This window comes from Streptomyces acidiscabies, assembly GCF_020010905.1.
GTDB lineage: Bacteria > Actinomycetota > Actinomycetes > Streptomycetales > Streptomycetaceae > Streptomyces > Streptomyces acidiscabies.
The window spans coordinates 15,741-37,832 of the sequence record NZ_JAGJBY010000001.1 but is presented as its reverse complement, the minus strand read 5'-3'; the positions used below and the strand labels follow the sequence as shown (position 1 = coordinate 37,832).

General features: G+C 70.1%; 21 protein-coding genes and 1 tRNA gene. 12 read left to right on the top strand and 10 right to left on the bottom strand.

Going from position 1 to position 22,092, the window contains the following annotated elements; genetic code table 11:
- Positions 1 to 406: 406 nt before the first annotated feature.
- The 3 genes from J8M50_RS00165 (at position 407) to J8M50_RS00155 (ending at position 4,005) form a co-directional block, all read left to right on the top strand.
- Positions 407 to 2,257 carry a transposase gene (locus tag J8M50_RS00165; RefSeq protein WP_223786128.1) on the top strand — a complete coding sequence of 617 codons (1,851 nt, stop codon included), beginning with the start codon at positions 407 to 409 and terminating at the stop codon, positions 2,255 to 2,257.
- An 8-nt stretch (positions 2,258 to 2,265) separates the two neighbouring features.
- The gene (locus tag J8M50_RS00160; protein WP_075779138.1) at positions 2,266 to 3,060 is read left to right on the top strand and encodes a type I glutamate--ammonia ligase; all 795 of its coding nucleotides are present in this window, start codon (positions 2,266 to 2,268) and stop codon (positions 3,058 to 3,060) included.
- Between the two features lie 102 nt (positions 3,061 to 3,162).
- Positions 3,163 to 4,005, top strand: a complete 843-nt coding sequence (locus J8M50_RS00155) for a hypothetical protein (RefSeq protein WP_029183453.1) — start codon at positions 3,163 to 3,165, stop codon at positions 4,003 to 4,005.
- Here the strand turns inward: J8M50_RS00155 and J8M50_RS00150 are convergent.
- The 4 genes from J8M50_RS00150 to J8M50_RS00135 all read right to left on the bottom strand — a co-directional run bounded on the left by J8M50_RS00150 (position 3,935) and on the right by J8M50_RS00135 (position 7,759).
- The gene (locus J8M50_RS00150; RefSeq protein ID WP_223786127.1) at positions 3,935 to 5,230 is read right to left on the bottom strand and encodes a hypothetical protein; all 1,296 of its coding nucleotides are present in this window, start codon (positions 5,228 to 5,230) and stop codon (positions 3,935 to 3,937) included. The two genes, J8M50_RS00155 and J8M50_RS00150, sit on opposite strands and share 71 nt — an antisense overlap.
- Positions 5,231 to 5,761: 531 nt before the next feature.
- Positions 5,762 to 5,835 (bottom strand) — tRNA-Pro (locus tag J8M50_RS00145).
- Positions 5,836 to 5,877: 42 nt separating this feature from the next.
- A complete protein-coding gene (locus J8M50_RS00140) occupies positions 5,878 to 6,663 on the bottom strand; it encodes a Pr6Pr family membrane protein (RefSeq protein WP_010350925.1) in 786 nt (261 codons plus the stop codon).
- Between the two features lie 169 nt (positions 6,664 to 6,832).
- A complete protein-coding gene (locus J8M50_RS00135; RefSeq protein WP_010350927.1) occupies positions 6,833 to 7,759 on the bottom strand; it encodes a metallophosphoesterase in 927 nt (308 codons plus the stop codon).
- Between the two features lie 96 nt (positions 7,760 to 7,855).
- Here J8M50_RS00135 and J8M50_RS00130 point away from each other — a divergent pair, with 96 nt between their 5' ends.
- On the top strand, positions 7,856 to 8,320 hold the full coding sequence (locus J8M50_RS00130) for a GatB/YqeY domain-containing protein (RefSeq protein ID WP_010350929.1): 465 nt from the start codon (positions 7,856 to 7,858) through the stop codon (positions 8,318 to 8,320).
- 129 nt (positions 8,321 to 8,449) lie between these two features.
- Here J8M50_RS00130 and J8M50_RS00125 read toward each other — a convergent pair whose 3' ends face one another.
- A complete protein-coding gene (locus tag J8M50_RS00125) occupies positions 8,450 to 10,789 on the bottom strand; it encodes a transglycosylase domain-containing protein (RefSeq protein WP_010350931.1) in 2,340 nt (779 codons plus the stop codon).
- A gap of 498 nt (positions 10,790 to 11,287) precedes the next feature.
- Here J8M50_RS00125 and J8M50_RS00120 point away from each other — a divergent pair, with 498 nt between their 5' ends.
- On the top strand, positions 11,288 to 11,635 hold the full coding sequence (locus J8M50_RS00120; protein ID WP_029183455.1) for a WhiB family transcriptional regulator: 348 nt from the start codon (positions 11,288 to 11,290) through the stop codon (positions 11,633 to 11,635).
- Positions 11,636 to 11,935: 300 nt separating this feature from the next.
- Here J8M50_RS00120 and bagB read toward each other — a convergent pair whose 3' ends face one another.
- Together bagB and bagA are read right to left on the bottom strand one after the other, a co-directional pair.
- A complete protein-coding gene (bagB, locus tag J8M50_RS00115) occupies positions 11,936 to 13,396 on the bottom strand; it encodes an ATPase BagB (RefSeq protein ID WP_010350933.1) in 1,461 nt (486 codons plus the stop codon).
- Positions 13,393 to 14,370: an ATPase BagA gene (gene bagA, locus J8M50_RS00110; protein ID WP_010350934.1), complete on the bottom strand. Its 978-nt coding sequence runs from the start codon at positions 14,368 to 14,370 to the stop codon at positions 13,393 to 13,395. The genes bagB and bagA overlap by 4 nt, the downstream gene beginning before the upstream one ends.
- A 129-nt stretch (positions 14,371 to 14,499) precedes the next feature.
- On the opposite strand from bagA, the gene sp36 reads away from it, so the two are divergent.
- From sp36 to J8M50_RS00090, 4 genes are all read left to right on the top strand, one after another.
- A complete protein-coding gene (gene sp36 / locus J8M50_RS00105; protein ID WP_010350935.1) occupies positions 14,500 to 14,655 on the top strand; it encodes a Sp36 family protein in 156 nt (51 codons plus the stop codon).
- Complete coding sequence (locus J8M50_RS00100; protein WP_010350936.1) at positions 14,652 to 15,116, top strand: RidA family protein; 465 nt, start codon at positions 14,652 to 14,654, stop codon at positions 15,114 to 15,116. The genes sp36 and J8M50_RS00100 overlap by 4 nt, the downstream gene beginning before the upstream one ends.
- A gap of 89 nt (positions 15,117 to 15,205) precedes the next feature.
- Positions 15,206 to 16,075, top strand: coding sequence for an NUDIX hydrolase (locus J8M50_RS00095; RefSeq protein WP_010350937.1), 870 nt, complete (start codon positions 15,206 to 15,208; stop codon positions 16,073 to 16,075).
- Entirely contained in the window at positions 16,072 to 16,902 is an 831-nt protein-coding gene (locus J8M50_RS00090; protein WP_010350938.1) for an MBL fold metallo-hydrolase, read from the top strand. Before J8M50_RS00095 ends, J8M50_RS00090 begins: the two co-directional genes overlap by 4 nt.
- On the opposite strand, the gene J8M50_RS00085 is transcribed toward J8M50_RS00090, so the two are convergent.
- Both J8M50_RS00085 and J8M50_RS00080 read right to left on the bottom strand, forming a co-directional pair.
- The gene (locus J8M50_RS00085) at positions 16,899 to 17,714 is read right to left on the bottom strand and encodes a nucleotidyltransferase domain-containing protein (RefSeq protein ID WP_010350939.1); all 816 of its coding nucleotides are present in this window, start codon (positions 17,712 to 17,714) and stop codon (positions 16,899 to 16,901) included. The two genes, J8M50_RS00090 and J8M50_RS00085, sit on opposite strands and share 4 nt — an antisense overlap.
- 168 nt (positions 17,715 to 17,882) lie before the next feature.
- Entirely contained in the window at positions 17,883 to 18,557 is a 675-nt protein-coding gene (locus J8M50_RS00080; RefSeq protein ID WP_010350941.1) for a Crp/Fnr family transcriptional regulator, read from the bottom strand.
- Between the two features lie 274 nt (positions 18,558 to 18,831).
- Between J8M50_RS00080 and nth the strand changes: the two genes are divergently transcribed.
- The 3 genes from nth (at position 18,832) to J8M50_RS00065 (ending at position 21,759) form a co-directional block, all read left to right on the top strand.
- On the top strand, positions 18,832 to 19,719 hold the full coding sequence (gene nth / locus J8M50_RS00075; protein ID WP_370516606.1) for an endonuclease III: 888 nt from the start codon (positions 18,832 to 18,834) through the stop codon (positions 19,717 to 19,719).
- Positions 19,720 to 19,792: 73 nt separating this feature from the next.
- Positions 19,793 to 20,485 carry an NUDIX hydrolase gene (locus J8M50_RS00070; RefSeq protein WP_010350943.1) on the top strand — a complete coding sequence of 231 codons (693 nt, stop codon included), beginning with the start codon at positions 19,793 to 19,795 and terminating at the stop codon, positions 20,483 to 20,485.
- A 74-nt stretch (positions 20,486 to 20,559) separates the two neighbouring features.
- Positions 20,560 to 21,759 (top strand): MarP family serine protease, encoded by a 1,200-nt coding sequence (locus J8M50_RS00065; RefSeq protein ID WP_010350944.1) that lies wholly within the window; start codon positions 20,560 to 20,562, stop codon positions 21,757 to 21,759.
- Between the two features lie 21 nt (positions 21,760 to 21,780).
- Here the strand turns inward: J8M50_RS00065 and J8M50_RS00060 are convergent, their stop codons facing one another.
- A complete protein-coding gene (locus J8M50_RS00060; protein WP_075661357.1) occupies positions 21,781 to 21,963 on the bottom strand; it encodes a hypothetical protein in 183 nt (60 codons plus the stop codon).
- Between the last annotated feature and the right edge of the window lie 129 nt (positions 21,964 to 22,092).

The window sequence follows — 22,092 nt, the reverse complement described above, 5'->3', positions numbered from 1 at the left end:
GGGAGGTCTGAGGCGTGGTACCCGTGAAGAGACTGTCCTCGTACTTCCCATTCGACTCTCTGTGCGAAGGATCCGCATGTGGTAGAGAGCCAACTTCTTTTATCTTCAAGGAAGTTGACTTGGGCATGGTTGAAGCGTGGCCACACCTCAGAGCAGTTTGAGCGCACGGTCCTACTCACTTGAGTACGCGTACTCAAGGCGAAACTGTGGCTGGCTCGAAGACTTGGTGCATGAGACGACCCTCTGCCTCGGCCGACACCACCACCAGCCCCCGACGCCACCCGCACCTCATGCTTGCGATGGCAGCACTCGCGGCCCTGGCGCTCACTGCCTGCGGCACCGAGACTCTGCTGCGCAATTCCGTGCGGGGTGACGGTTGGGCGCGGGATGATCGTCTGTGCGGCCGTTGTCCTGTCGTGCGGCCGTGGGGGTGATGCGGTTGTCGATGCGGTCGAAGGGGCTGCCGGAGATTCCGGCACAGACTGCGGCGGTGGCCCGGGCGGCGTTCCCGCAGGGGAGCCTGGCGATCCGGGTGCGTGATCGGCTCGCGGAGGTCTTCGCCGACGAGCCGTTCGCCGACGCGTTCGGGGTGCGCGGTGCCCCGGGACTGCCACCGGGGGTGTTGTCGCTGGTTACGGTGTTGCAGTTCGCCGAGGATCTGACCGACCGGCAGGCCGCGGCGATGGCGGTGCGGGCGATCGACTGGAAGTACGCGCTCGGGGCCGAGCTGACGGACACGGGCTTCGACGCGAGTGTGCTGAGCCGGTTCCGCACCCGGCTGGCCGGGCACGGCATGGAACGGGTGGTCTTCGACCGGCTCCTGGAACACTGCAAGGACGGGGGCCTGGTGACCGCCGGGGGCAAGCAGCGCACCGATTCCACCCATGTGATCAGCGCGGTGCGGGACTTGAACCGTCTGGAGCTCGCCGGGGAGAGCGTGCGGGCGGCCCTGGAGGCGCTCGCGGTCGCGGCACCGGCCTGGCTGGCCGGACAGGTCGATGTGGTCGAGTTCGCCCACCGTTACGGGCCGAGGGTGGACGGCTGGCGCATGCCGTCCTCGCAGACGAAACGTGACCGGCTCGCGCAGGTCTTCGGGCAGGATGCCCTGGCGTTGTGCCGGGCGGCATGGGCCCCCGACGCCCCCGGCTGGATCCGTGAGATCGAGTCTGTGCGGCTCCTGCGGCAGATTCTCGTGCAGACCTATTACCTGCACACCGACACCCGGGGACGGGAGGTGATCAAGAAGCGGGACGCCGACGACGAGGGTGTCCCGCCCGGCCAACTCCGCCTGGCCTCCCCCTACGACCCCGATGCCCGCTGGGCGGCCAAAGGCGAAGACCTGTTCTGGATGGGCTACAAGGTCCACCTCACCGAGACCTGCGACACTCCCGCCGAAGCCGAAGCCGAAGCCGAAGCCGAAGCCGAAGCCGAAGCCGAAGCCGAAGCCGAAGCCGAAGCCGAAGCCGAAGCCGAAGCCGAAGCCGAAGCCGAAGCCGAAGCCGAAGCCGAAGCCGAAGCCGGGGTCCCGGCGGCACCGAACCTGATCACGGACGTGTTCACCACCGACGCCACCGTGCCCGATGTGAAGGCGACCGCGCCTGTTCAACGGCGCCTGGCCGAGCACGGGGTGAAACCCGGCGAGCACTACCTCGACTCCGGCTACCCCTCCGCCGATCTCATCACCGCCGCCCTGAAGCAGGGCACCCGCATGGTCACCCCCGTCCGGCTGGACCACTCCACCCAGGCCAAGGCCCACGCCGGCTTCGGCAAGAGCGCCTTCGCCATCGACTGGAAGGCCCGCCGGGTCCGCTGTCCCGCCGGGAAGAGCAGCGCGCACTGGAACCCGGTGAAACAGCACGGCGCGGACGCGATCGTCATCACCTTCAGTGTCCGCACCTGCCGCCCCTGTCCCTTCCAGGAACAGTGCACCAGCTCCGCGCTGGGCCGGCGCATGCTCACCCTGCGCCCCAGGGAACCGCACGAGGCCCTCGTCCGGGCCCGCGCCGAGCAGAAGACCGAGACCTGGAAGGCCAAGTACGCCCTGCGCGCGGGAGTGGAGGGCACCATCAACCAGGCCCTGGACATCACAGGCATGCGCCGGGCCCGCTACCGCGGACTGCCGAAAGTCCGCCTCCAGCACGCCTTCTCCGCAACCGCGCTCAACGTGATCCGGCTCGACGCGTACTGGACCGGACACGACCGGCACCACACCCGCAGCAGCCGCCTCGAACACCTCGCCTACCGACTCATGGCCTGACCCTGGAATTGCGCAGCAGAGTCCGCGCCCTCGCCAAAGCCGGAATACCGGTGGAAGCCATCAAGACCGAAGCAGGCCCCGGCCAAGTCGAAGTCACCTTCCCCTACGGCCCCGCCCGCGACGCCTGCGACAACCACCTCCTCTTCAAACACGCCGTCCGCACCCTCGCCACCCACGCCGACCTGACCCCCACCTTCATGGCCGCCCCCGAAACCGGCCGCGCCAACGGCCTCCACCTCCACCTCTCCCTCTGGTCCAACAACACCCCCCAACTCAACGCCCCCGACGGCAACCTCTCCGACACCGCCCGCCACGCCATCGCCGGCCTCCTCACCGCCCTCCCCGAACTCGCCCCCTTCTACGCCCCCACCACCAACTCCTACAAACGCTTCACCCCCAGCTCCTTCGCCCCCGCCACCTTCAACTGGGGCCACGACAACCGCACCTGCGCCATCCGCGTCATCGGCCACGACGACACCCTCCACCTCGAAATCCGCGTCCCCGGAGCCGACGCCAACCCCTATCTCGCACTCGCCGCAACCCTTGCCGCCATCACCCACGGCATCGACCACAAACTCGACCCCGGCCCACCCGAAACCGGCAACTCCTACCGCACCCACCACATCCCCGCCCTCCCCACCCTCGCCGACGCCCTCACCGTCTTCGAGGACAGCGCCCTCGCCCGCAACGCCTTCGGCACGGACGTCATCGACCACTACGCCCACCTGGCCAAACTCGAACTCGACCACGAACGAACCCACGTCACCGACACCGAACGCCAGCGCTGGCTCACCCGCGCCTGATGGCTGACCACTGCTGAGCAGGTTCTCGGCGCGGCTACAGGCGAAGTGCCGCTGTCAGCGAACCCCCAGCGATAGGCCCGACAGATCTGGCTCAATAGACCCATGGAGACTGGCGAGCACTGGGCATACCGCGCGAGGCCGAAGGACCTGGGTAGCGCGGTTCGCGAGGTGGAGATCGTTCGAGTGGGCGGCCCCGGCAGGTCCGGCGGCATCCACGTCCGGTTCCTCGAAGGCGATGCCGCTGGCTTGCAGGAGTGGGTCGGCTCCGGCTCGCTCGTGGTGCCGTGGGCGGAGGTCGACACGTTCCGCGCGGACGACGCGGCGGAGTCGGCCCTGGCCGAGGCATCCCGTCACGTCCGGGGCGGCGCGGAGTTCGAGGCCGCCCGCATGATCCTCGGCTTCGTCCGCCCGAAGAACAGGCTGCGCCTGCGCCGTACGGTGGCGGACGCGGGCGTCCTGGAACTGAGCCGCCTCGACGAGACCGCACCACTCCTAGGCATGGACGCCGCCGAACTTCGCGCCGACGCGATGGTGTACGAGAACCGCCACGGCACGTGCCTGGCCGGGTGGCCGGTCACCGAGCGGATCGCCCGCCACATGGCCGGACGCTTCGCCGACGAGATCCTTCCGGAGGTGGACCGTAAACAGCAGAACCTGGACCAGGAGCGCGCCCAGCCTTCCCGGTACTACTACGGCCGCCGGGACGACCGGAAGCTGGACGCGGAGGCGGCCGTCCTACGCACCGTCCGCGCTTGGTGCGGCGAGGACAAGGCCGAGCGCTACGACGAACTGGTCGCCCTGCGCGCCGAGGTCATCCGGCTCGGAGAACTGGTCGAGAAGGCGGCCAAGGCCCTGCGCGACCGGGGCCACGGTGTCATCGCCTCCACCATTGAGCGCGACCTGGGCGTCCATATCGCCAGCCTTGATCCCGATGTGCGTCGCTGACACCGCGCCACGGATCGGGTTCCGGTGGCGTCGGCTGGGCGGCGGGCTTCCTCTCCTTCTCCGGTCGTTGTGGATGCCAGCCGTCGAGGAACGGCCGTAGCTGATCTCCCGTCGGCTCCGCGTGAAAGTTGAGAACAGCCAACCCCCTGTCGTCCCTGAGGGGATCAAGCCGATCCGCCTCCGCCTTCCCCCAGGCCGACCACTCCCGCAGCCTCTCGGCTTCGAGGGCGCTCTCGGAGGCGTCCGCAGCCTCGTCCAGAGCGGCACAGAACTCCCGGATCTCGCCCGCGTCCCGCCACCGCTCCATAGCCGTGCCGAAGTGCTCGTTCCGTACCGCGTGAACCGCCTTGATCGAAGCAACGCCGACGGCGGCCTCCCACTCCTGCCGCGTCCGCTCCACCTGCTCCGCTTCCAGCCGACGCCGCTCCGCCTCCTGCTTCGCCCGCTCCTCCCTCAGCCGCCGCTGTTGCGCCTCGCGTTCCAGCCGAGCCCGTTCCTGTTCCTCCGCTCGCGCCTTCAACGCCCGGAAGACCGAGCCGATCTGCTCCTCCAACGGCTTCTTGGCGGTATCGGCCCACTCCTTCTTCCAGCCGTGGCCGTACCCGTAGCCTGAGTTCTCGCTGACCACCAGCTCCAGTTCACCGGACGGTTCGAACTTCTGCGCCGGGGTGACCCGTTGCCAGTGGTACGTACGGCGCCCCGGCTCCTTGGGCACGTACCGGACCTGCTTCTGCCGCTCACGGAAGCCGACCTCGTACGTCCGACCGTGGACGGTCAGCAGCGGCCTCGGCTGCCTGCGCTTCTTGGACACCTTGATCTCGCCGTACCGAGCGAGAGCCTGCTCGGCAAGCAACCGGAGCAGCGCGAGTACCCTCGGCAGAACTTCCTCGGAGACCTCGAAGGCGCTGTGGTCCCTGCCGACTGCGGCGAGCACATCCTCAACGTCCGTGATCACACGACTGCGCGCCAGCCGGACCCGGTTCCACTCGGTGTCGTCCTCACCGCTCACCCGGAGCAGCCCGAAGAGGAGGTCTCCCTTCTCCCGCCCGGTGTATTTCAGGTGGTACCCCTTCGGGGCACACTGCCGCGCAGCGTCAAAGGCCCGGCGGTAGCGAGCCCGCTCCTCGTCGTTGGGGTTCGGGATGCGAAGAAAGCGCCCAGCCTCCTGTACTTGTGCGATGAGAGTCGGCCCAACTGCTGCCGGTGATGGGCGCGGGGATTCCACGACACGTTCTGGGGTGGGCTGCGTCTCGGCAGGGGGAGCGGCATCCTGCGGAGGACCAGCAGTAGTCGGCGTCTTGCCTTCAGGAGCCGCCGACCGAGGCTTGCCTGGCACCAGTTCCGGACGGTCGGGATGATGACCGTGCTCCAGGTAGAAGCGCCCCGCGTCAGTGATCTCCGCCTGCCACCTCCCCTTCTTCCGGGGCATGGTCACCAGGCCCCGGTCCTTGAGCGCGCGAGCCGTGAGGGCGAGATCGGGGCTGTCTGACGTTACGGGGTCGGTTCCGTCCCCGACGCGGGTGAGGAGCGCGAGTTGCCGATCATTCAACGGAGACCATCGGTGCATGACGATCGTCGTACCGTCTGTGGACTCCCTACGACAAGCCTTGGGTAGACCTCTGGCCGGGAGCCGCAGGGAGCCGGGGTCTGAAGATCACCCTCCGTTGGCTCCCAACTGGCTCCCAAAACGGGTCCGCACAACAAATCAGGCCCTGCGCTGATCTCTCAGCACAGGACCTGACCTGCTCAAACACTGTCGGGGTGGCGGGATTTGAACCCACGACCTCTTCGTCCCGAACGAAGCGCGCTGCCAAGCTGCGCTACACCCCGATGCCGCTGCGAATCCTGCTCGTTGCGGCGACGTCGTTAACTTTAGCCCACCGGCGGCCGGAGACGAAATCCGGTTTTGGGGTGGGGGCGGATGGGGTTGGGGCGGGTGTGGTCGAGGGCTGTGAGCAGGAGGGAGAGGGCGTAGACGGCGAGCCCGAGGAGGAGCGCGTTGGCCAGAGTGTGCCGGTAGCCGTCGGCCGCCGCGTCGAGGAAGGGGTAGAGGTAGCGGCCGGAAGCGCCGGCCCCCAGGAGGTGTCCCCGGACCAGCGTGAAGCCCAGGAACAACAGCGGATACACCAGCCACGCCGCCGCCTGCCGCAGCCGCATCCTCGCCGGCGGCGTCAGCAGCAGCCAGTCGAGGACGGCCGCCGCCGGGATCGCCGTATGCAGCAGGTGGGACGTGACCGCGTGCCACCCGCCCGTCCCGCCGGTCAGCGGCGCGGCCTGCGCGTTGTGCGCGAGCAGCAGGTGGTACGTCAGCGCGCCGGTCACCGTATAGAGGAGCACCGCCCCCGTCACCGCCCCCGGCAACGGACGCCGCGCCGTCCAAGCACGCCGCGCCGACAACGCCGTCACCAGCGTCAGCATCAACGCGCTCTGTACGGAGAACCAGCTCAGTACGGTCAAGGGGTCGCCCAGCGCCACCGCCATTCCCACGCTCCCCGCCGCCGCCCCGGCCAGCAGCAGCCGCAGCACCGCGGCGAGGGGCCGCCGTACCGGCGCGACCACCGCAGCCGCCGGGACGTGCGAGACGTACGAGGGGAACAGCGCGTGCGTACGGGGAATCGCCGGCAGATCGGGAATGTCCCGGGGTATCGGAGCGGTCATGCCCCCAAGCTAGGGAAACCGGGCATACGGGGCGATCCGGGTGGGCCGAGTGAGGGACGCGGTGCTACGGAAACACCGTACGAAAATATGCCCGCCCTCTCTAACGCCACGCCCCGCCACGCCGCCTCGCGCCCAACGCCACCCCGCGCCCAACGCCGCCCCCAGCCCCCTACTCCCGCCCCACCAACGTCAACAACGTAACCTCCGGCGGACAAGCAAACCTCACCGGCGTATACCGATTAGCCCCACACCCCGCCGACACATGCATGAACGAGGTCCGCCCCCCCGCACTGTGCGTAGACAACCCCTTCACCCGCCCCGCATCCAGATCACAGTTCGTGACCAGCGCCCCATAGAACGGCACACACACCTGCCCCCCATGCGTATGCCCCGCAAGAATCAGCGGATAGTCATCGGCGGTGAAGGAATCCAGCACCCGCAGATACGGCGCATGCACCACCCCCATCGAGAAGTCCGCGGAAGCGGACGGCCCCCCGGCGACCCGCTCGTACCGGTCCCGCCGGATATGCGGATCGTCGAGCCCGGTCAGCTCGATGGAGACGCCCTCGACCTTCAGCACCCCCCGCGTGTTCGTGAGGTTGAGCCACCCGGCCCCGTCGAACCCGTCCCGCAGGCTCTCCCAGTCGATGTGGACGACGTCGACGGCGGGCGCGTTGCCGTTCAGCCCGTGCCGCCCGCTCGCCTTCTCGAAGAGGTACTTCGCGGGGTTGCGCAGCTTGGGCCCGTAGTAGTCGTTGGACCCGAAGACATAGGCGCCCGGGAACTCCATCAGCGGCCCGAGCGCGTCCAGCGTCTCAGGGATGCCGTCGGGGTCGGAGAGGTTGTCGCCGGTGTTGATGACGAAGTCGGGCCGCAGCCCGGCGAGCGACCGCAGCCACCGCTGCTTCTTGCGCTGCCCGCCGACCATGTGGATGTCGGAGACCTGAAGCACCCGAAGGGGCCGCATCCCCGGCGGCAGCACGGGCACGGTCACCCGTCGCAGCCGGAACGAACGGGCCTCGAACCCGGCGGAGTAGACCAGTCCGGCGGCGCAGGCCGCCGCGATTCCCAAGGGGACTCCATAACGCGCGCGCATCCCCCCATCGTGTCAGACCCGCCCGAGCCCCTTGACCACAAGCCCCCCTCGTAATAAAGAAGCCCCCTCCCTCCCGCACCTGCCACAATCGACGTCATGACCACGCTCAAGTCCAAGCTCAAGGAAGACCTCAACACCGCGATCAAGGCCCGCGACGAACTGCGCTCCTCGACGCTGCGCCTCACGCTCACCGCGATCACGAAGGAAGAGGTCGCGGGTACGACGAAGCGCGAGCTCTCCGACGACGAGGTCCTCACGGTGCTCGCCCGCGAGGCGAAGAAGCGCCGCGAGGCGGCGGACGCGTTCGCGCAGGGCGGCCGGGCGGAGCAGGCGGCGCGGGAGAAGGAGGAGGGCGAGGTCCTCGCCGAGTACCTCCCGAAGCAGCTGAGCGACGAGGAGCTGACGGAGATCGTCACGGCGGCGGTCGCCGAGGCCAAGGCGTCCGGCGCGGAGGGCCCCCGCGCGATGGGCGCGGTCATGAAGCTCGTCAACCCCAAGGTCGCGGGCCTCGCGGAGGGCGGCCGGGTGGCGGCGACGGTCAAGAAGCTCCTGGCAGGCTGACCACCGCCGCCCGGCTTCCCCGAGCAACACCAGCCGAAACCCCGGCGACCTCATGACGAAGGGCGCCCTCATCACCGTACGAATGTGTACGAGGATGAGGGCGCCCTTTCTCAGGTCAGCGACCGGACCTCAGTTCCGCCCCCCGTTGCCGTTCCCGTTGTTGCCACGGAACAGGCCCTCGGGGAGGCCCGTGATCGTCGGCGTCGGGAAGTCGCCGCCCGAGCCGCCGTTGTTCGAGCCGCCGGACGCCCCGCCGGTCGAGGTGTTCGCGCCGTTCGCGCCGCCGACGAGGCCGCCGAGGAAACCGCCGTTGTTGTCGCCGTTGTTGTTGTCGTTGCCCCGGCCCCGGCCGTTCCCCTTGCCCCGGCCGCCGTTGTTGCCGTTGTTGTCCAGGCTGCTGCCGGGGATGGTGACCGTGTTGAAGCTCGGGGAGTCCTTGCCGGAGAGGGCGCCGGTCATGGCGTCCTTCCAGATCGGGCCCGGGGTGTCGCCGCCGTAGACGAGCGAGTGGTACTCGCCGCCGATCCAGATGCGCTCCATCTCGACCTTCTGGGTGGCGCTGCCGACCCAGACCGCGCCGGAGAGGTTCGGGGTGTAGCCGACGAACCAGGCGTTCTTGCGGGAGTCGGTCGTACCCGTCTTACCCGCGTTGTCACGGTCCTTGAGCCCGGCCGTCTTACCGGTACCGGAGTCGACCACCCCGCTGAGCAGCGCGTTGACGGTGTCGGCGGTCTTCTCGCTCATCGCCCGCGAGCAGGTGGACTTCGGCACTTCGAGGGACTTCTTCGTGTTCCCGACGGTCTGCGTGATCGACTCGATCGCGACCGGCGTGCAGTACATCCCGCGCGAGGCGAACGCGGCGTACGCACTGGCCATGGTCAGCGGGGAGAGACCGGTCGCGCCGAGGGTCATCGACGCGGGCCGCTCGGGCACCTTGTCGCCGTTGCCCTGCACGACCCCGAGGCCGTCGATCATCTTGGACACCGGGCACATGCCGACGTCCTCCAGCATCTGCACGAAGTACGTGTTGACGGAGAGCTCCATCGCCTTGCGCAGGTCGTACGGGCCGACCTCGGACTCGCTCTCGTTCTCCACCGTGCTGTTCTCGGTGTTGCGCCAGTCCTTGCCGCTGCACGTGGAGACCCGGTCCGGGTACGGCATGTCGTACGGCGCCGGGTACACCTGGTTCGCCGGCTTGCCGTCCTCCAGCGCCGCCGCCGCGAGGAACGGCTTGAACGTCGAACCGGTCGGCCAGCCGTAGTTGGAGCCGCCGTACGCCGAGTCGACGGAGTAGTTGTACTCCGTCTCGTTCTTGCCGTAGCCGTACGGCTTCGACTGGCCCATGCCGAGGATCTTGCCGGTGCCGGGCTCGACGAGGGTGACGGCCGTCGCGACCTTGTCGGACTGGTAGACGTGGCTCTTGATCGAGTCCTGCACGGACTCCTGGGCCTGCGGGTCCAGGGTCGTACGGATCGTCAGGCCGCCCTGGTTCCAGACCTTCGCGCGGTCCTCCTTGGTCTTGCCGAAGACCGGGTTGTTGAGGAAGACCTTCTCGACGTACTTGCAGAAGAACCCGGCGCCCTTGACGGCGGTGATGCAGCCGTTCTTCGGCTGGGTGACCTTCAGGCCGAGCGGCGCGGCCTTCGCCTTGTCCGCGTCGGCCTGCGAGACGTCGCCGAGTTCGGCCATGCGCTGGATCACGATGTTGCGGCGGAGGGTCGCCTGCTTCTCGTCGTTGATCGGGTCGTACAGGCTCGGCGACTGGACGATGCCCGCGAGCAGCGCCGACTCCTGGAGGTTCAGGTCCTTCGCGTGCTTGGAGAAGTACCGCTGCGACGCGGCCTCGACGCCGTACGCCTGCTGGCCGAAGAACGTGATGTTGAGGTAGTTCTCCAGGATCTTCTTCTTGCCGAGTTCCTCCTCGACCTGGATCGCGTACTTCAGCTCGCGGATCTTGCGGCCGATCGTCTGCTGGGTGGCCTCGGCGACCTTCGTCGGGTCGTCACCGGCCTCCTCGACGAAGACGTTCTTCACGTACTGCTGGGTCAGCGTCGAGGCGCCCTCCGAGACGCCGCCGCTCTGCGCGTTCTTGTTCAGCGCGCGCAGGATGCCCTTCAGGTCCACCGCGCCGTGCTGGTAGAAGCGCGAGTCCTCGATCGCGACGATCGCCTTCTGCATGTACGGCGAGACGTCCTTGAGGTCGACCACCGTGCGGTCGCGCGAGTACACGGACGCGATCCGGTTGCCCTTGGCGTCCAGGATCGCAGTGCGCTGGCTGAGCGGGGGCGTCTTCAGGTTGGCCGGGAGCTCGTCGAACGACTCCACCGACCCCTTCGCGGCGAGGCCCAGCGCGCCGACGGCCGGCAGGGCGATCCCCGCCAGGACCGCGCCCGACAGGACACTGACACCGAGGAACTTGGCGGCCTGCTGCGTCGTGGACAGACCACCGCCCGAGCGCTTCTTTGGCATGAGGGCAGCCTAATCCGTCGTTTCGGGGGTTCCGGTGGTGCGGGTGGGGGTGAGGCTGTTCGGGGCGGGATTGTGACATGGGGGCGCACGCCCGGCTCACGGACGTTCTCATTCTCCGGACACGCGCGCGGGCATTGGCCTAAGCTGTACTCACGAGTCACGGCGACAGGGCTTCGTATCAATACGTCCAGCGACCCCGAATCGTTCTGGAGATCCCGGTGAATTTCTGCCGGGGCGTGCCCGAATCCGCCTCGTGTGTCACGCGGCGCCCGTTGTGGCACCAGTGAACTGCCCCCATTCGCCGGGAAAGTCACGTATGTCGCGGGCTCACTCGCTCGGGTGATCTGCCGGATGCGCATAGTCCGTTCGGGCCATTCAAGATTGGGCCCGAAGGGGGTGTTGCGCTGTGCCCACCTTCCGTAACGTCCTCAACTGGCGGCGGTGAATATGCCGCTGCCGCCGTGGGGGAGCCTCGATTCGGGAGAGGACGGCGCCGGTATGGGCTGGGTAACCGACTGGAGTGCGCAGGCTGCCTGCCGCACTACTGATCCGGATGAACTGTTCGTTCAGGGAGCAGCGCAGAACAGGGCCAAGGCGGTGTGCACCGGATGTCCGGTACGCACGGAATGTCTGGCCGACGCGCTCGACAACCGCGTCGAGTTCGGCGTGTGGGGAGGGATGACGGAGCGTGAACGGCGGGCCCTGCTGCGCCGCCGGCCGACCGTCACCTCCTGGCGCAGGCTCCTGGAGACCGCGCGCTCGGAGTACGAGCGCGACACTCCGGGCGTCGTGAGCGTCGTGCTCGATGACGACCGGGTGTACGAGAGTTACGCAGCGGTGGGATAGCTCGCCGGAGTACGTGAGTCGGGGGTTCTCGTGGGCCCTGCGGTGAGCGTTTCCGGTGCGTGGACCTCGTGGTCCGCCTGCCGTTGTCGGTGCCGGTGCCTTGTTTCTTCTCGCTGTCGCGGAGCGGCATTCGCGGCGGTGGGCGCCGGGTCCTCGGGTGACGTGCGCTGAATTCCTTCCGAGCCGGGTCGGGGGCTCGATTCTCGGCTCGGGGTTTTCGGCTTTTGCTCGGGGTTGTGCGGGGTGCGGGTTTTTGTGTGCGCGGATGTACGGGGCGCTTGCCCTGTTGTGTGCCCGCGCCTAGTTCCCGGTGTCTTCCGGCAGCTCGGGGCGGTTCGCCGCGAGGCGTGCGCCGATGTCGCGCAGGCCCGCCAGGTCGTGGACGTCACCGGGGAGCGCGGCGACCTCGGCGACCGCGACCTCGGGGTGGCGCGCGGTGAAGCGGTCGCGGGTGCGCTGCTCGCGGGAGAGCAGGTGCATACGGTCCGCGTGCAGGCGCAGCAGGCCTGCGGTGAGCCGGTCCACGGAGCGCTCCGCGTCGACGCCGGTGGGGGAACCGTCGTCGGAGGCGGTGACGGGGTCTGGGGCTGAGGCTGGAGCTGGGGCGTCGGAAACGGGGGAATCCGAACTGCCGCGTGGGTCGGGAGAGTTACGTAGGACAGCCTTCCCTGGGTCCTGATCCACAATGCCGGCGGGGGCAAGATTTTCCGCGCGGGGTTCGGGTGAGCGGAGGCTGTTCGACGGGTCGGCGTTCTGGGGGAGGTGCGGCTCCTCTTGAGGCAGGCCCGCCTCCAGGGTCTCCGCCGCGCTCAGTGCCCGCTCCGCCGAGAGGTGCGCCGCGCCGCTGCCGTGCACCCGGTTGAGGACCAGGCCGGCCAGCGGCATGTCCTCCGCGGCGAGGCGCTCGACGAAGTACGCGGCCTCCCGCAGCGCGTCCCGCTCGGGCGCGGCGACGACCAGGAACGCCGTACCGGGGGCCTGGAGGAGTTTGTACGTCGCGTCCGCGCGGGTACGGAAGCCGCCGAACATGGAGTCCATCGCGGCGACGAACGTCTGGACGTCCTTGAGGAGCTGTCCGCCGAGCAGCTTGCCCAGCGCGCCGGTCATCATCGACATCCCGACGTTCAGGAACTTCATCCCCGCGCGCCCGCCGACCTTCGCGGGCGCCAGCAGCACCCGGATCAGCTTGCCGTCCAGGAACGACCCGAGCCGCTTGGGCGCGTCGAGGAAATCCAGCGCGGACCGCGAGGGCGGTGTGTCGACGACGATCAGGTCCCACTCGTCCCGCGACCGCAGCTGCCCCAGCTTCTCCATCGCCATGTACTCCTGCGTACCGGCGAACCCCGCGGACAGCGACTGGTAGAACGGGTTCCCCAGGATCGCGGAGGCCCTCTCGGGGTCCGCGTGCGCCTCGACGATCTCGTCGAACGTGCGCTTCATGTCGAGCATCATGGCGTGCAGCTCGCCGCCGCCCTCGACGCCCTTCACCCGCCGGGGAGTGTTGTCCAGCGAGTCGATCCCCATCGACTGGGCGAGCCTGCGCGCGGGGTCGATGGTCAGCACGACGACCTTCCGCCCCCGCTCGGCGGCGCGCAGCCCGAGCGCGGCGGCGGTCGTGGTCTTCCCGACCCCACCGGAACCGCAGCACACGACGATGCGGGTCTTCGGGTCGTCGAGCAGGGGGTCGACGTCGAGGACGCGTACGGAGGAGATCCGGCGGGGGGTGTCGTGGGCCTCGCGGCCGGCCGGGTGCGTGCTCATGCGATCCCCTGCTTCCGCAGCTCGGTGGCGAGTTCGTAGAGGCCCGCCAGGTCCATGCCCTCGGAGAGGAGCGGGAGTTCATGGGTGGTCAGGCCCAGGCCGGTGAGGACCGCGCGCTGGTCCTGCTCCAGGCGGTGGCGCTCCGCGTACTCCTCGGCCTGCGCCAGGAGGGGGGCGACCAGCTTCTCCGCGTTGCCCCCTCGACGCGCTCCGCCCAGGCCCGCCGAGGACAGCGACCGTGCGACAGAGGAACGCGCGACGCCGCCCGCGAGTTCCAGCCCGTCGCCGTCCAGCACCTCGGGCCGGACCATGTTGACGACGACCCGCCCGACCGGCAGCCGCGCGGCGCGCAGCTCGGCGATGCCGTCGGCGGTCTCCTGGACCGGCATCTCCTCCAGGAGCGTCACCAGATGCACGGCGGTCTCCGGGGACTTCAGCACCCGCATGACGGCCTGCGCCTGATTGTGTATCGGCCCGATCCGCGCGAGCCCGGCGACCTCGTCGTTCACGTTCAGGAACCGCGTCACCCGCCCCGTGGGCGGCGCGTCCATCACGACGTAGTCGTACGCGAACCGCCCGGACCTGTCCTTGCGCCGCACCGCCTCGCACGCCTTGCCGGTCAGCAGGACGTCCCGCAGCCCCGGCGCGACGGTCGTCGCGAAGTCGATCGCGCCGAGTTTCTTCAGCGCGCGCCCCGCACTGCCGAGCTTGTAGAACATCTGGAGGTAGTCCAGCAGGGCCAGTTCGGGGTCGATGGCCAGCGCGTACACCTCCCCGCCCCCGGGCGCGACGGCGATCTTCCGCTCCTCGTACGGAAGAGTCTCCGTCTCGAAGAGCTGCGCGATGCCCTGCCGACCCTCGACCTCGACGAGAAGCGTCCGCTTCCCCTCTGTCGCGAGGGCCAGCGCGAGGGCCGCGGCGACCGTCGTCTTTCCGGTCCCGCCCTTGCCGCTGACGACCTGGAGCCTGCTCACATCTTCGAGCGTAACCACTCGACGCCCGGACCAATCAGCAGGCTGTGGATAACCGGTACGACAGTCGCACGAACCGCCCGTCCCCAACCTGTGGACAACCCCCTCGCCGCGTGCGGATAAAGTCGGCCCATGACCAAGTGGGAATACGCAACTGTGCCGCTGCTCGTCCACGCCACGAAGCAGATTCTGGACACCTGGGGCGAGGACGGCTGGGAGCTGGTCCAGGTCGTGCCCGGCCCCAACCCCGAGCAGCTGGTGGCCTACCTGAAGCGGGCCAAGGCGTGAGCGCCGTAGAGGACCGGATCGCCGAACTGGGCCTGGCCCTCCCGGACGTCGTCCCGCCGCTCGCCGCGTACCAGCCCGCCGTGCGCACGGGCGCGTACGTCTTCACCTCCGGCCAGCTCCCCCTGGTCGACGGCAAGCTGCCCGTCACCGGCAAGGTCGGCGCTGAGGTCACCGCCGAGGAGGCCAAGGAGCTCGCCGCACGCTGCGCGCTGAACGGCCTGGCCGCCGTCAAGTCCGTGATCGGCGACCTGGACCGGGTCGTGCGCGTCGTGAAGGTCGTCGGGTTCGTCGCCTCCGCGCCGGACTTCACCGGCCAGCCTGGTGTGATCAACGGCACGAGCGAACTGCTCGGCGAGATCCTCGGCGACAAGGGCGTGCACGCGCGCAGCGCGGTCGGCGTCGCGGTGCTGCCCCTGGACGCGCCGGTCGAGGTCGAGTTCCTGGTGGAAGTCAGCGACTGACGTACCCCCTCGCGAAACCCCCCGGCCGGGGGGTTTCCGCATGTCCGGCCCCTCTCGAACATTCGCTCCCCAGCGGATAGCCTCCGCCCATGGCGAATGGGCAGTGGTTCCCACCGGACTGGCCGGACCGCATCCGCGCGCTGACGGACGGCACGCTCACCCCGGCCGTCCCCAGACGCGCGGCCACCGTCATGCTCCTCAAAGACACCGCCACCGGCCCGGTCGTGCACATGCTGCGCCGCCGTACGTCGATGGCGTTCGCCGCGGGCGCGTACGCGTACCCCGGCGGCGGCGTCGACCCCCGGGACGACGACCGCACGGTCCGCTGGGCGGGCCCTCCGCGCGCGTGGTGGGCCGAGCGGCTCGGCACGGACGGGGCGACGGCCCAGGCGATCGTCTGCGCGGCCGTGCGCGAGACGTACGAGGAGGCGGGCGTCCTGCTCGCGGGCCCGGCCGCCGACTCGGTGATCGAGGACACCACCGGCGACGACTGGGAGGCCGACAGGGCGGCCCTGGTGGCCCGTGAGCTGTCGTTCGCGGAGTTCCTGGACAGGAGGGGGCTCGTGCTGCGCTCGGACCTCCTGGGGGCCTGGACGCGGTGGATCACCCCCGAGTTCGAACCCCGGCGCTACGACACGTGGTTCTTCGTCGCCGCCCTCCCCAAGGGCCAGCGCACCCGCAACGCCTCCACGGAGGCCGACCGCACGGTCTGGATCCACCCGGCCGAGGCCGCCGCGTCGTACGACAAGGGCGAGCTGGTGATGATGCCGCCGACCATCGCGACCCTGCGTCAGCTCGCGCCCCACGCGCGCGCCTCCGAGGCCCTCGCCGCCGCGCGCGTGCGCGACCTCACGCCGGTCCTCGCGACCGCCCGCCTGACGGACGGTGAGATCGTGCTGTCCTGGCCGGGCCACGAGGAGTTCACCCGGCACATCCCGATCCCTGGAGCCCCCGCATGACCTACGCAGGCGCCCTGCCCGGTCGGCCGCGCGGAGCGGTCCTCTCCGGACCGGCCACCCCGCGCGCGGTCAACGTCCTCGCGCCGAACGCCTCCGCGATGACGCTGGACGGCACCAACACGTGGATCGTCGCCGAACCCGACTCCGACCTCGCTGTGGTCATCGACCCCGGCCCCCTGGACGACAGTCACCTGCGCGCGGTGATCGACACCGCCGAGCGCATGGGCAGCCGGATCGCCCTCACCCTCCTCACCCACGGCCACCCCGACCACGCGGAGGGCGCCGCCCGGTTCGCCGACCTCACGCGTACGCGCGTGCGCGCGCTGGACCCCGCCCTGCGGCTCGGCGACGAGGGCCTCGCGGCCGGTGACGTCATCACGACCGGCGGCCTGGAACTGCGGGTCGTCCCGACCCCCGGCCACACCGCCGACTCCCTCTGCTTCCACCTCCCCGCCGACGGCGCGGTCCTCACCGGCGACACGATCCTCGGCCGGGGCACGACCGTCGTCGCCCACCCCGACGGCCGCCTGGGCGACTACCTCGACTCCCTGCGCCGCCTGAGATCCCTCACGGTCGACGACGGCGTCCACACCGTCCTCCCGGGCCACGGCCCCGTCCTCGAAGACGCCCAGGGCGCCGTGGAGTTCTACCTCGCCCACCGCGCCAACCGCCTCGCCCAGGTCGAGACAGCCGTCGAGAACGGCCACCGCACCCCCGAGGAGGTCGTCGCCCACGTCTACGCGGACGTCGACCGCTCCCTGTGGCCGGCGGCGGAACTGTCGGTACGCGCACAGCTGGAGTACCTGCGGGACCACGGGCTCATCTAGGGCCGCGGGCTCTTCACCCCGTGCACGCGCGCGTACTCCTCCGCCAGCCACGGCCCCAGATCCTCCGCGTACTCCGCGAGCGCCTCCGGCGAGTCGACCGGCTCGTACCCGCGTACGGCCGCCGCCCGGAGCTGGTCCCCGCGCGCGGGGTAGTACCCGGCGAACGCCTCGGCCATGTCGTGCAGGTCGCTCGTCCAGCCGGTCCAGCGGGGCATGACGAGGGTGAAGGCCGTGCGGACGAGGTGGCGGGACTGGAAGCGGACCAGCCGTCGGCGGGCGCCGGGGTCGGTGGCCTCCGCCACGCGTGTGCGCCACTGGGGGAGCAGGGCGGCCAGGTCGCCGTTGGTCTCGCGGGCGAGCAGGGAGTCGGGGCGGTAGCGCGGGAGGTACTCGGCGAGGTCGTCGCCCAGGAGCGGCGTGCACAGGCAGGCGACGAAGAACCCCATGTCGTAGGTCTCGGCGTCGCTCAGGAGGCGGCCTCGGCCGTACAGCAGGGCGCCGACCCCGTCGATCTCCGGGAACTCCTTGTCGAGCTGCTCCCCGAGGGCCCGTACGGCGTCCCGGTCGGCCGGTGAGGGTTCCTCGCGCGAGGCGACGAGCAGGTCCAGGTCGCTGCGGCCCACGCGCGCGGTGCCGCGCGGGATCGAGCCGTACAGGTACGCGCTGTGCAGGCGCGCCCCGAAGAGGTCGAGGATCGCGTCCCGGGCCGCCGCGACGACGGGCCGGAACTCGTGCCGTACGTGCGCGAGGGAGCCCTCCCGGGCGATGTGACCCTGCGCGTCGAGACCTCTGTGGGGGACCGTTTCAGCCATGCGCCCACTGTGGCGCGAGGAGCACCGCCCCGGCACCTCATTTCGGCCGCGGCCCGGCCGATTCAGCGCCGATTCAGCCATGAGGGCCTCTGACGGCCGGGAACAGCTGTACGGACGGCCCGGGGGCCGTCCGTACCGTGCCAGGCCCTCCAGGGCCCGCTCAGAGCCTCAGCGGGAGCGCTTGGCCAGCCGCTCGACGTCCAGAAGGATCACCGCGCGGGCTTCGAGCCGCAGCCAGCCGCGCTGCGCGAAGTCCGCGAGCGCCTTGTTGACGGTCTCGCGGGACGCGCCGACCAGCTGGGCCAGCTCCTCCTGCGTGAGGTCGTGGACGACGTGGATGCCCTCCTCCGACTGCACGCCGAAGCGCCGCGAGAGGTCGAGCAGCGCACGCGCGACACGGCCGGGCACGTCGGAGAAGACCAGGTCGGACATCTGGTCGTTGGTCTTGCGCAGGCGCCGCGCGACCGCGCGCAGGAGCGCTCCGGCGACCTCGGGGCGCGCGTTCAGCCAGGGCTGGAGGTCGCCGTGGCCGAGGCCGAGCAGCTTGACCTCCGTCAGCGCCGTCGCCGTCGCCGTACGCGGGCCCGGGTCGAACAGCGACAGTTCGCCGATCAGTTCGCCGGGGCCGACCACCGCCAGCATGTTCTCCCGGCCGTCGGGGGAGGTGCGGTGAAGCTTGACCTTGCCCTCGGTGACGACGTAGAGCCGGTCGCCCGGGTCGCCCTCGTGGAACAGGGAGTCACCACGCGCGAGGGTCACCTCACTCATGGAGGCGCGCAGCTCCGCGGCCTGCTCGTCGTCGAGAGCCGCGAAGAGCGGGTTGCGCCGCAGGACGTCGTCCACGAGTTCTCTCCTTGTCGACCTGCTCAGGGGTTCTTGTGCCCCCACGTACCAAGGGGCCCTGGTGCCCATTTTGCCGGACGGTCCAAACAGTGTGATCTGTCACAAGGATGCCGCACACCTGTCCCGGGGTAAGCGGCAGGGGTCCAATCGGGGGCCGCGCACCGGTGGCCGGGGCGGATGTCAGTGCCGGGCTCTAGGCTGGCCGGGAGTCCAAATCGCCGGTGGGAGCGCGGGATGGGGGACCGGGCGGGCGATCTCCCCACGGGTTTCCGCTGTGGGCGAACAGGACGTCGGGGGGATCTCTGGTGGCGGCACGAAAAGGGCAGACATGACGGAGAAGGCTTCTGTGAAGAAAACGTCCGCAGGCGGGAAAACCGGCGGCGGGAAGGCCGAGTCCCGTACGGCGCTGGTGCGCCGGGCCCGCCGGATCAACCGCGAACTCGCCGAGGTCTATCCGTACGCCCACCCCGAACTCGACTTCGAGAACCCCTTCCAGCTCGTCGTCGCGACGGTCCTGTCCGCCCAGACGACCGACCTGCGCGTCAACCAGACCACCCCGGCGCTCTTCGCCAAGTACCCGACGCCCGAGGACCTCGCCGCGGCGAACCCCGAGGAGGTCGAGGAGATCCTCCGTCCCACGGGCTTCTTCCGCGCCAAGACGAAGTCCGTGATCGGCCTCTCCAAGGCGCTGGTCGAGGACTTCGGCGGCGAAGTCCCGGGCCGTCTTGAGGACTTGGTCAAACTCCCCGGCGTCGGCCGCAAGACGGCGTTCGTGGTCCTGGGCAACGCGTACGGCCGTCCCGGCATCACCGTCGACACGCACTTCCAGCGCCTGGTCCGCCGCTTCCGGTGGACGGCGGAGACGGACCCCGAGAAGATCGAGGCCGCGATCAGCGAGCTCTTCCCCAAGTCGGACTGGACCGACCTCTCCCACCACGTCATCTGGCACGGCCGCCGCATCTGCCACGCCCGCAAACCGGCCTGCGGCGCCTGCCCCATCGCCCCCCTCTGCCCGTCCTACGGCGAGGGCGAGACGGACCCGGAGAAGGCCCGGAAACTCCTCAAGTACGAGAAGGGCGGCTTCCCCGGCCAGCGCCTGAACCCGCCCCAGTCGTACCTGGACGCGGGCGGCAAGGCGGCCCCGCCGCTGGGGAGTGCGTGAGGCATCCGCGTGGGTGGAACGATCTCGGGGGTACCGGGCGTTGAGCAGGGAGAGAACGGGGGGTGGTGCGGTCGTGCGGCATGTGGAGGACGACGGGGTGCCGGTGGAGGTCAGTGAAGAGGGGCTGCCGGAGTGGCTGGAGCCGGTGGTGCGGGCGGTGCGGGAGGTCCGGCCGGAGCAGCTCAGCAGGTTTCTGCCGCCACCGGACGGGGGAGGGCGGCAGTCCGCCGTACTGATCCTGTTCGGGGAGGGGGAGCGCGGGCCTGAGCTGTTGCTGATGGAGCGGGCCGGCTCGCTCAGGTCGCACGCGGGGCAGCCGTCGTTCCCCGGGGGCGCGCTCGATCCCGGGGACGGGGATCCGCAGGGCGACGGGCCCCTGCGGGCCGCGCTGCGGGAGGCCGAGGAGGAGACGGGGCTCGACCCCGCGGGCGTACAGATCTTCGGCGTCCTCCCCAAGCTGTACATCCCGGTGAGCGGCTTCGTCGTGACGCCCGTGCTGGGCTGGTGGCGCAAGCCCAGCCCCGTCGGCGCCGTCGACCTCGCCGAGACGGCCCGCGTCTTCACCGTCCCCGTGGCGGATCTCACGGACCCCGCGCACCGCGCCACGACCGTGCACCCCAGCGGCTACCGCGGCCCGGCATTCCTGGTCGAATCGGCCCTCGTGTGGGGGTTCACGGCGGGCGTGATCGACCGGATCGTCCATTACGCGGGCTGGGAGCGCCCGTGGGACAAGGGCAACGAGGTCCCGCTGGACTGGCGGTCATGACAGGGTGTCCCCCGGACGAGGGACCCCAGGCCGACCCGGAGTGAGGGCGAGTTGAATAGGCGAGGCGCCGAGCGGTGAACGTGCTGGACATCCTGTTGCTGGTCGCGGCCGTGTGGTTCGCGGTCGTCGGTTACCGCCAGGGCTTCGTCGTCGGCATCCTGTCGGTCGTCGGGTTCCTGGGCGGCGGCCTGGTCGCCGTCTACGTCCTGCCGGTCGTGTGGGACGCCCTGACCGACAGCTCGGAGGTCAGTACGACGGCCGCGGTCGTCGCCGTCGTCGTCGTGATCGTGTGCGCCTCGGTCGGCCAGGCCCTCACCACGCACCTGGGCAGCAAGCTGCGCCGCTACATCACCTGGTCCCCCGCGCGCGTGCTGGACGCGACGGGCGGCGCGCTGGTGAACGTCGCGGCGATGCTGCTGGTCGCCTGGCTGCTGGGCTCGATGCTCGCGCAGACGACGCTGCCGACGCTCGGCAAGGAGGTCCGCGGCTCGAAGGTCCTGCTGGGCGTGTCCCAGACGCTGCCGGTGCAGGCGGACACCTGGTTCAAGGACTTCACCTCGGTCCTCGCGCAGAACGGCTTCCCGCAGGTCTTCTCCCCGTTCTCCAACGAGCCGATCCGCGAGGTCGACCCCCCGGACCCGGCGCTCGCGGGCAGCCGGGTCGCGGTTGCCGCGAAGCGCTCCATCGTCAAGGTGATGGGCACGGCGGAGAGCTGCGGCAAGGTCCTGGAGGGCACCGGCTTCGTCTTCGGCGAGCGCCGCGTGATGACGAACGCGCACGTCGTGGGCGGCGTCGACGAACCCACCGTCCAGATAGGCGGCGAGGGCCGCACGTACGACGCGAAAGTCGTCCTGTACGACTGGAAGCGCGACATCGCCGTCCTGGACGTCCCCGACCTCGACGCGCCCGCGCTGCGCTTCACCAAGGACGACGCGGGCAGCGGCGACGGCGCGATCGTCGCCGGCTTCCCGGAGAACGGCGCGTACGACGTACGGGCCGCGCGCATCCGCGGGCGCATCACGGCGTCCGGCGCCGACATCTACAAGCGCGGCACGGTACGCCGGGACGTGTACTCCCTGTACGCGACGGTCCGTCAGGGCAACTCCGGCGGCCCCCTGCTGACCCCCGAGGGCGAGGTCTACGGCGTCGTCTTCGCGAAGTCCCTCGACGACCCGCAGACCGGGTACGCGCTCACCGCCGACGAGATCCGGCAGGACATCACCGAGGGCCGCAGCGCTTCGCAGCAGGTCGACAGCGACAACTGCGCGCTGTAGGAGCCGGTCGAGGGGGCCGCGTCAGCCTCGTGGGTGACGCAGGCGCACCGAGACCCAGCGGGCCCTGCGGCGCAGGATGCGCGGAATCCCCACCCGGAGGTCACTGCCCGGCAAGTCCGGGTCGCTGCCTTGTCGGTGAGCGCTCAGACCGTCGGCGGAGCGGCGGTTGCGTGCGGCGTCACTGTAGTCGTGCGTCCAGCCCATACCCCGACGTCTGCCCCAGCCCCAAGGTCGATAACCTCACCGAGGCCCGCCAATCGGCCTATGCTCCGGGCACATGGCCGTTCGTAGGACAAGCGTTCTTATGGGGGCCATACTCACCGGTCAGGCTCG

Coding starts and splice junctions, on each gene's coding strand:
- J8M50_RS00155 (WP_029183453.1), top strand. CDS start 3,163: ATGGAGACTGGCGAGCACTGGGCATACCGCGCGAGGCCGAAGGACCTG.
- J8M50_RS00085 (WP_010350939.1), bottom strand. CDS start 17,714: ATGGCTGAAACGGTCCCCCACAGAGGTCTCGACGCGCAGGGTCACATC.
- J8M50_RS00130 (WP_010350929.1), top strand. CDS start 7,856: ATGACCACGCTCAAGTCCAAGCTCAAGGAAGACCTCAACACCGCGATC.
- J8M50_RS00125 (WP_010350931.1), bottom strand. CDS start 10,789: ATGCCAAAGAAGCGCTCGGGCGGTGGTCTGTCCACGACGCAGCAGGCC.
- J8M50_RS00060 (WP_075661357.1), bottom strand. CDS start 21,963: ATGGGCTGGACGCACGACTACAGTGACGCCGCACGCAACCGCCGCTCC.
- J8M50_RS00140 (WP_010350925.1), bottom strand. CDS start 6,663: ATGACCGCTCCGATACCCCGGGACATTCCCGATCTGCCGGCGATTCCC.
- J8M50_RS00120 (WP_029183455.1), top strand. CDS start 11,288: ATGGGCTGGGTAACCGACTGGAGTGCGCAGGCTGCCTGCCGCACTACT.
- bagB (WP_010350933.1), bottom strand. CDS start 13,396: ATGAGCACGCACCCGGCCGGCCGCGAGGCCCACGACACCCCCCGCCGG.
- J8M50_RS00135 (WP_010350927.1), bottom strand. CDS start 7,759: ATGCGCGCGCGTTATGGAGTCCCCTTGGGAATCGCGGCGGCCTGCGCC.
- J8M50_RS00095 (WP_010350937.1), top strand. CDS start 15,206: ATGGCGAATGGGCAGTGGTTCCCACCGGACTGGCCGGACCGCATCCGC.
- J8M50_RS00090 (WP_010350938.1), top strand. CDS start 16,072: ATGACCTACGCAGGCGCCCTGCCCGGTCGGCCGCGCGGAGCGGTCCTC.
- sp36 (WP_010350935.1), top strand. CDS start 14,500: ATGACCAAGTGGGAATACGCAACTGTGCCGCTGCTCGTCCACGCCACG.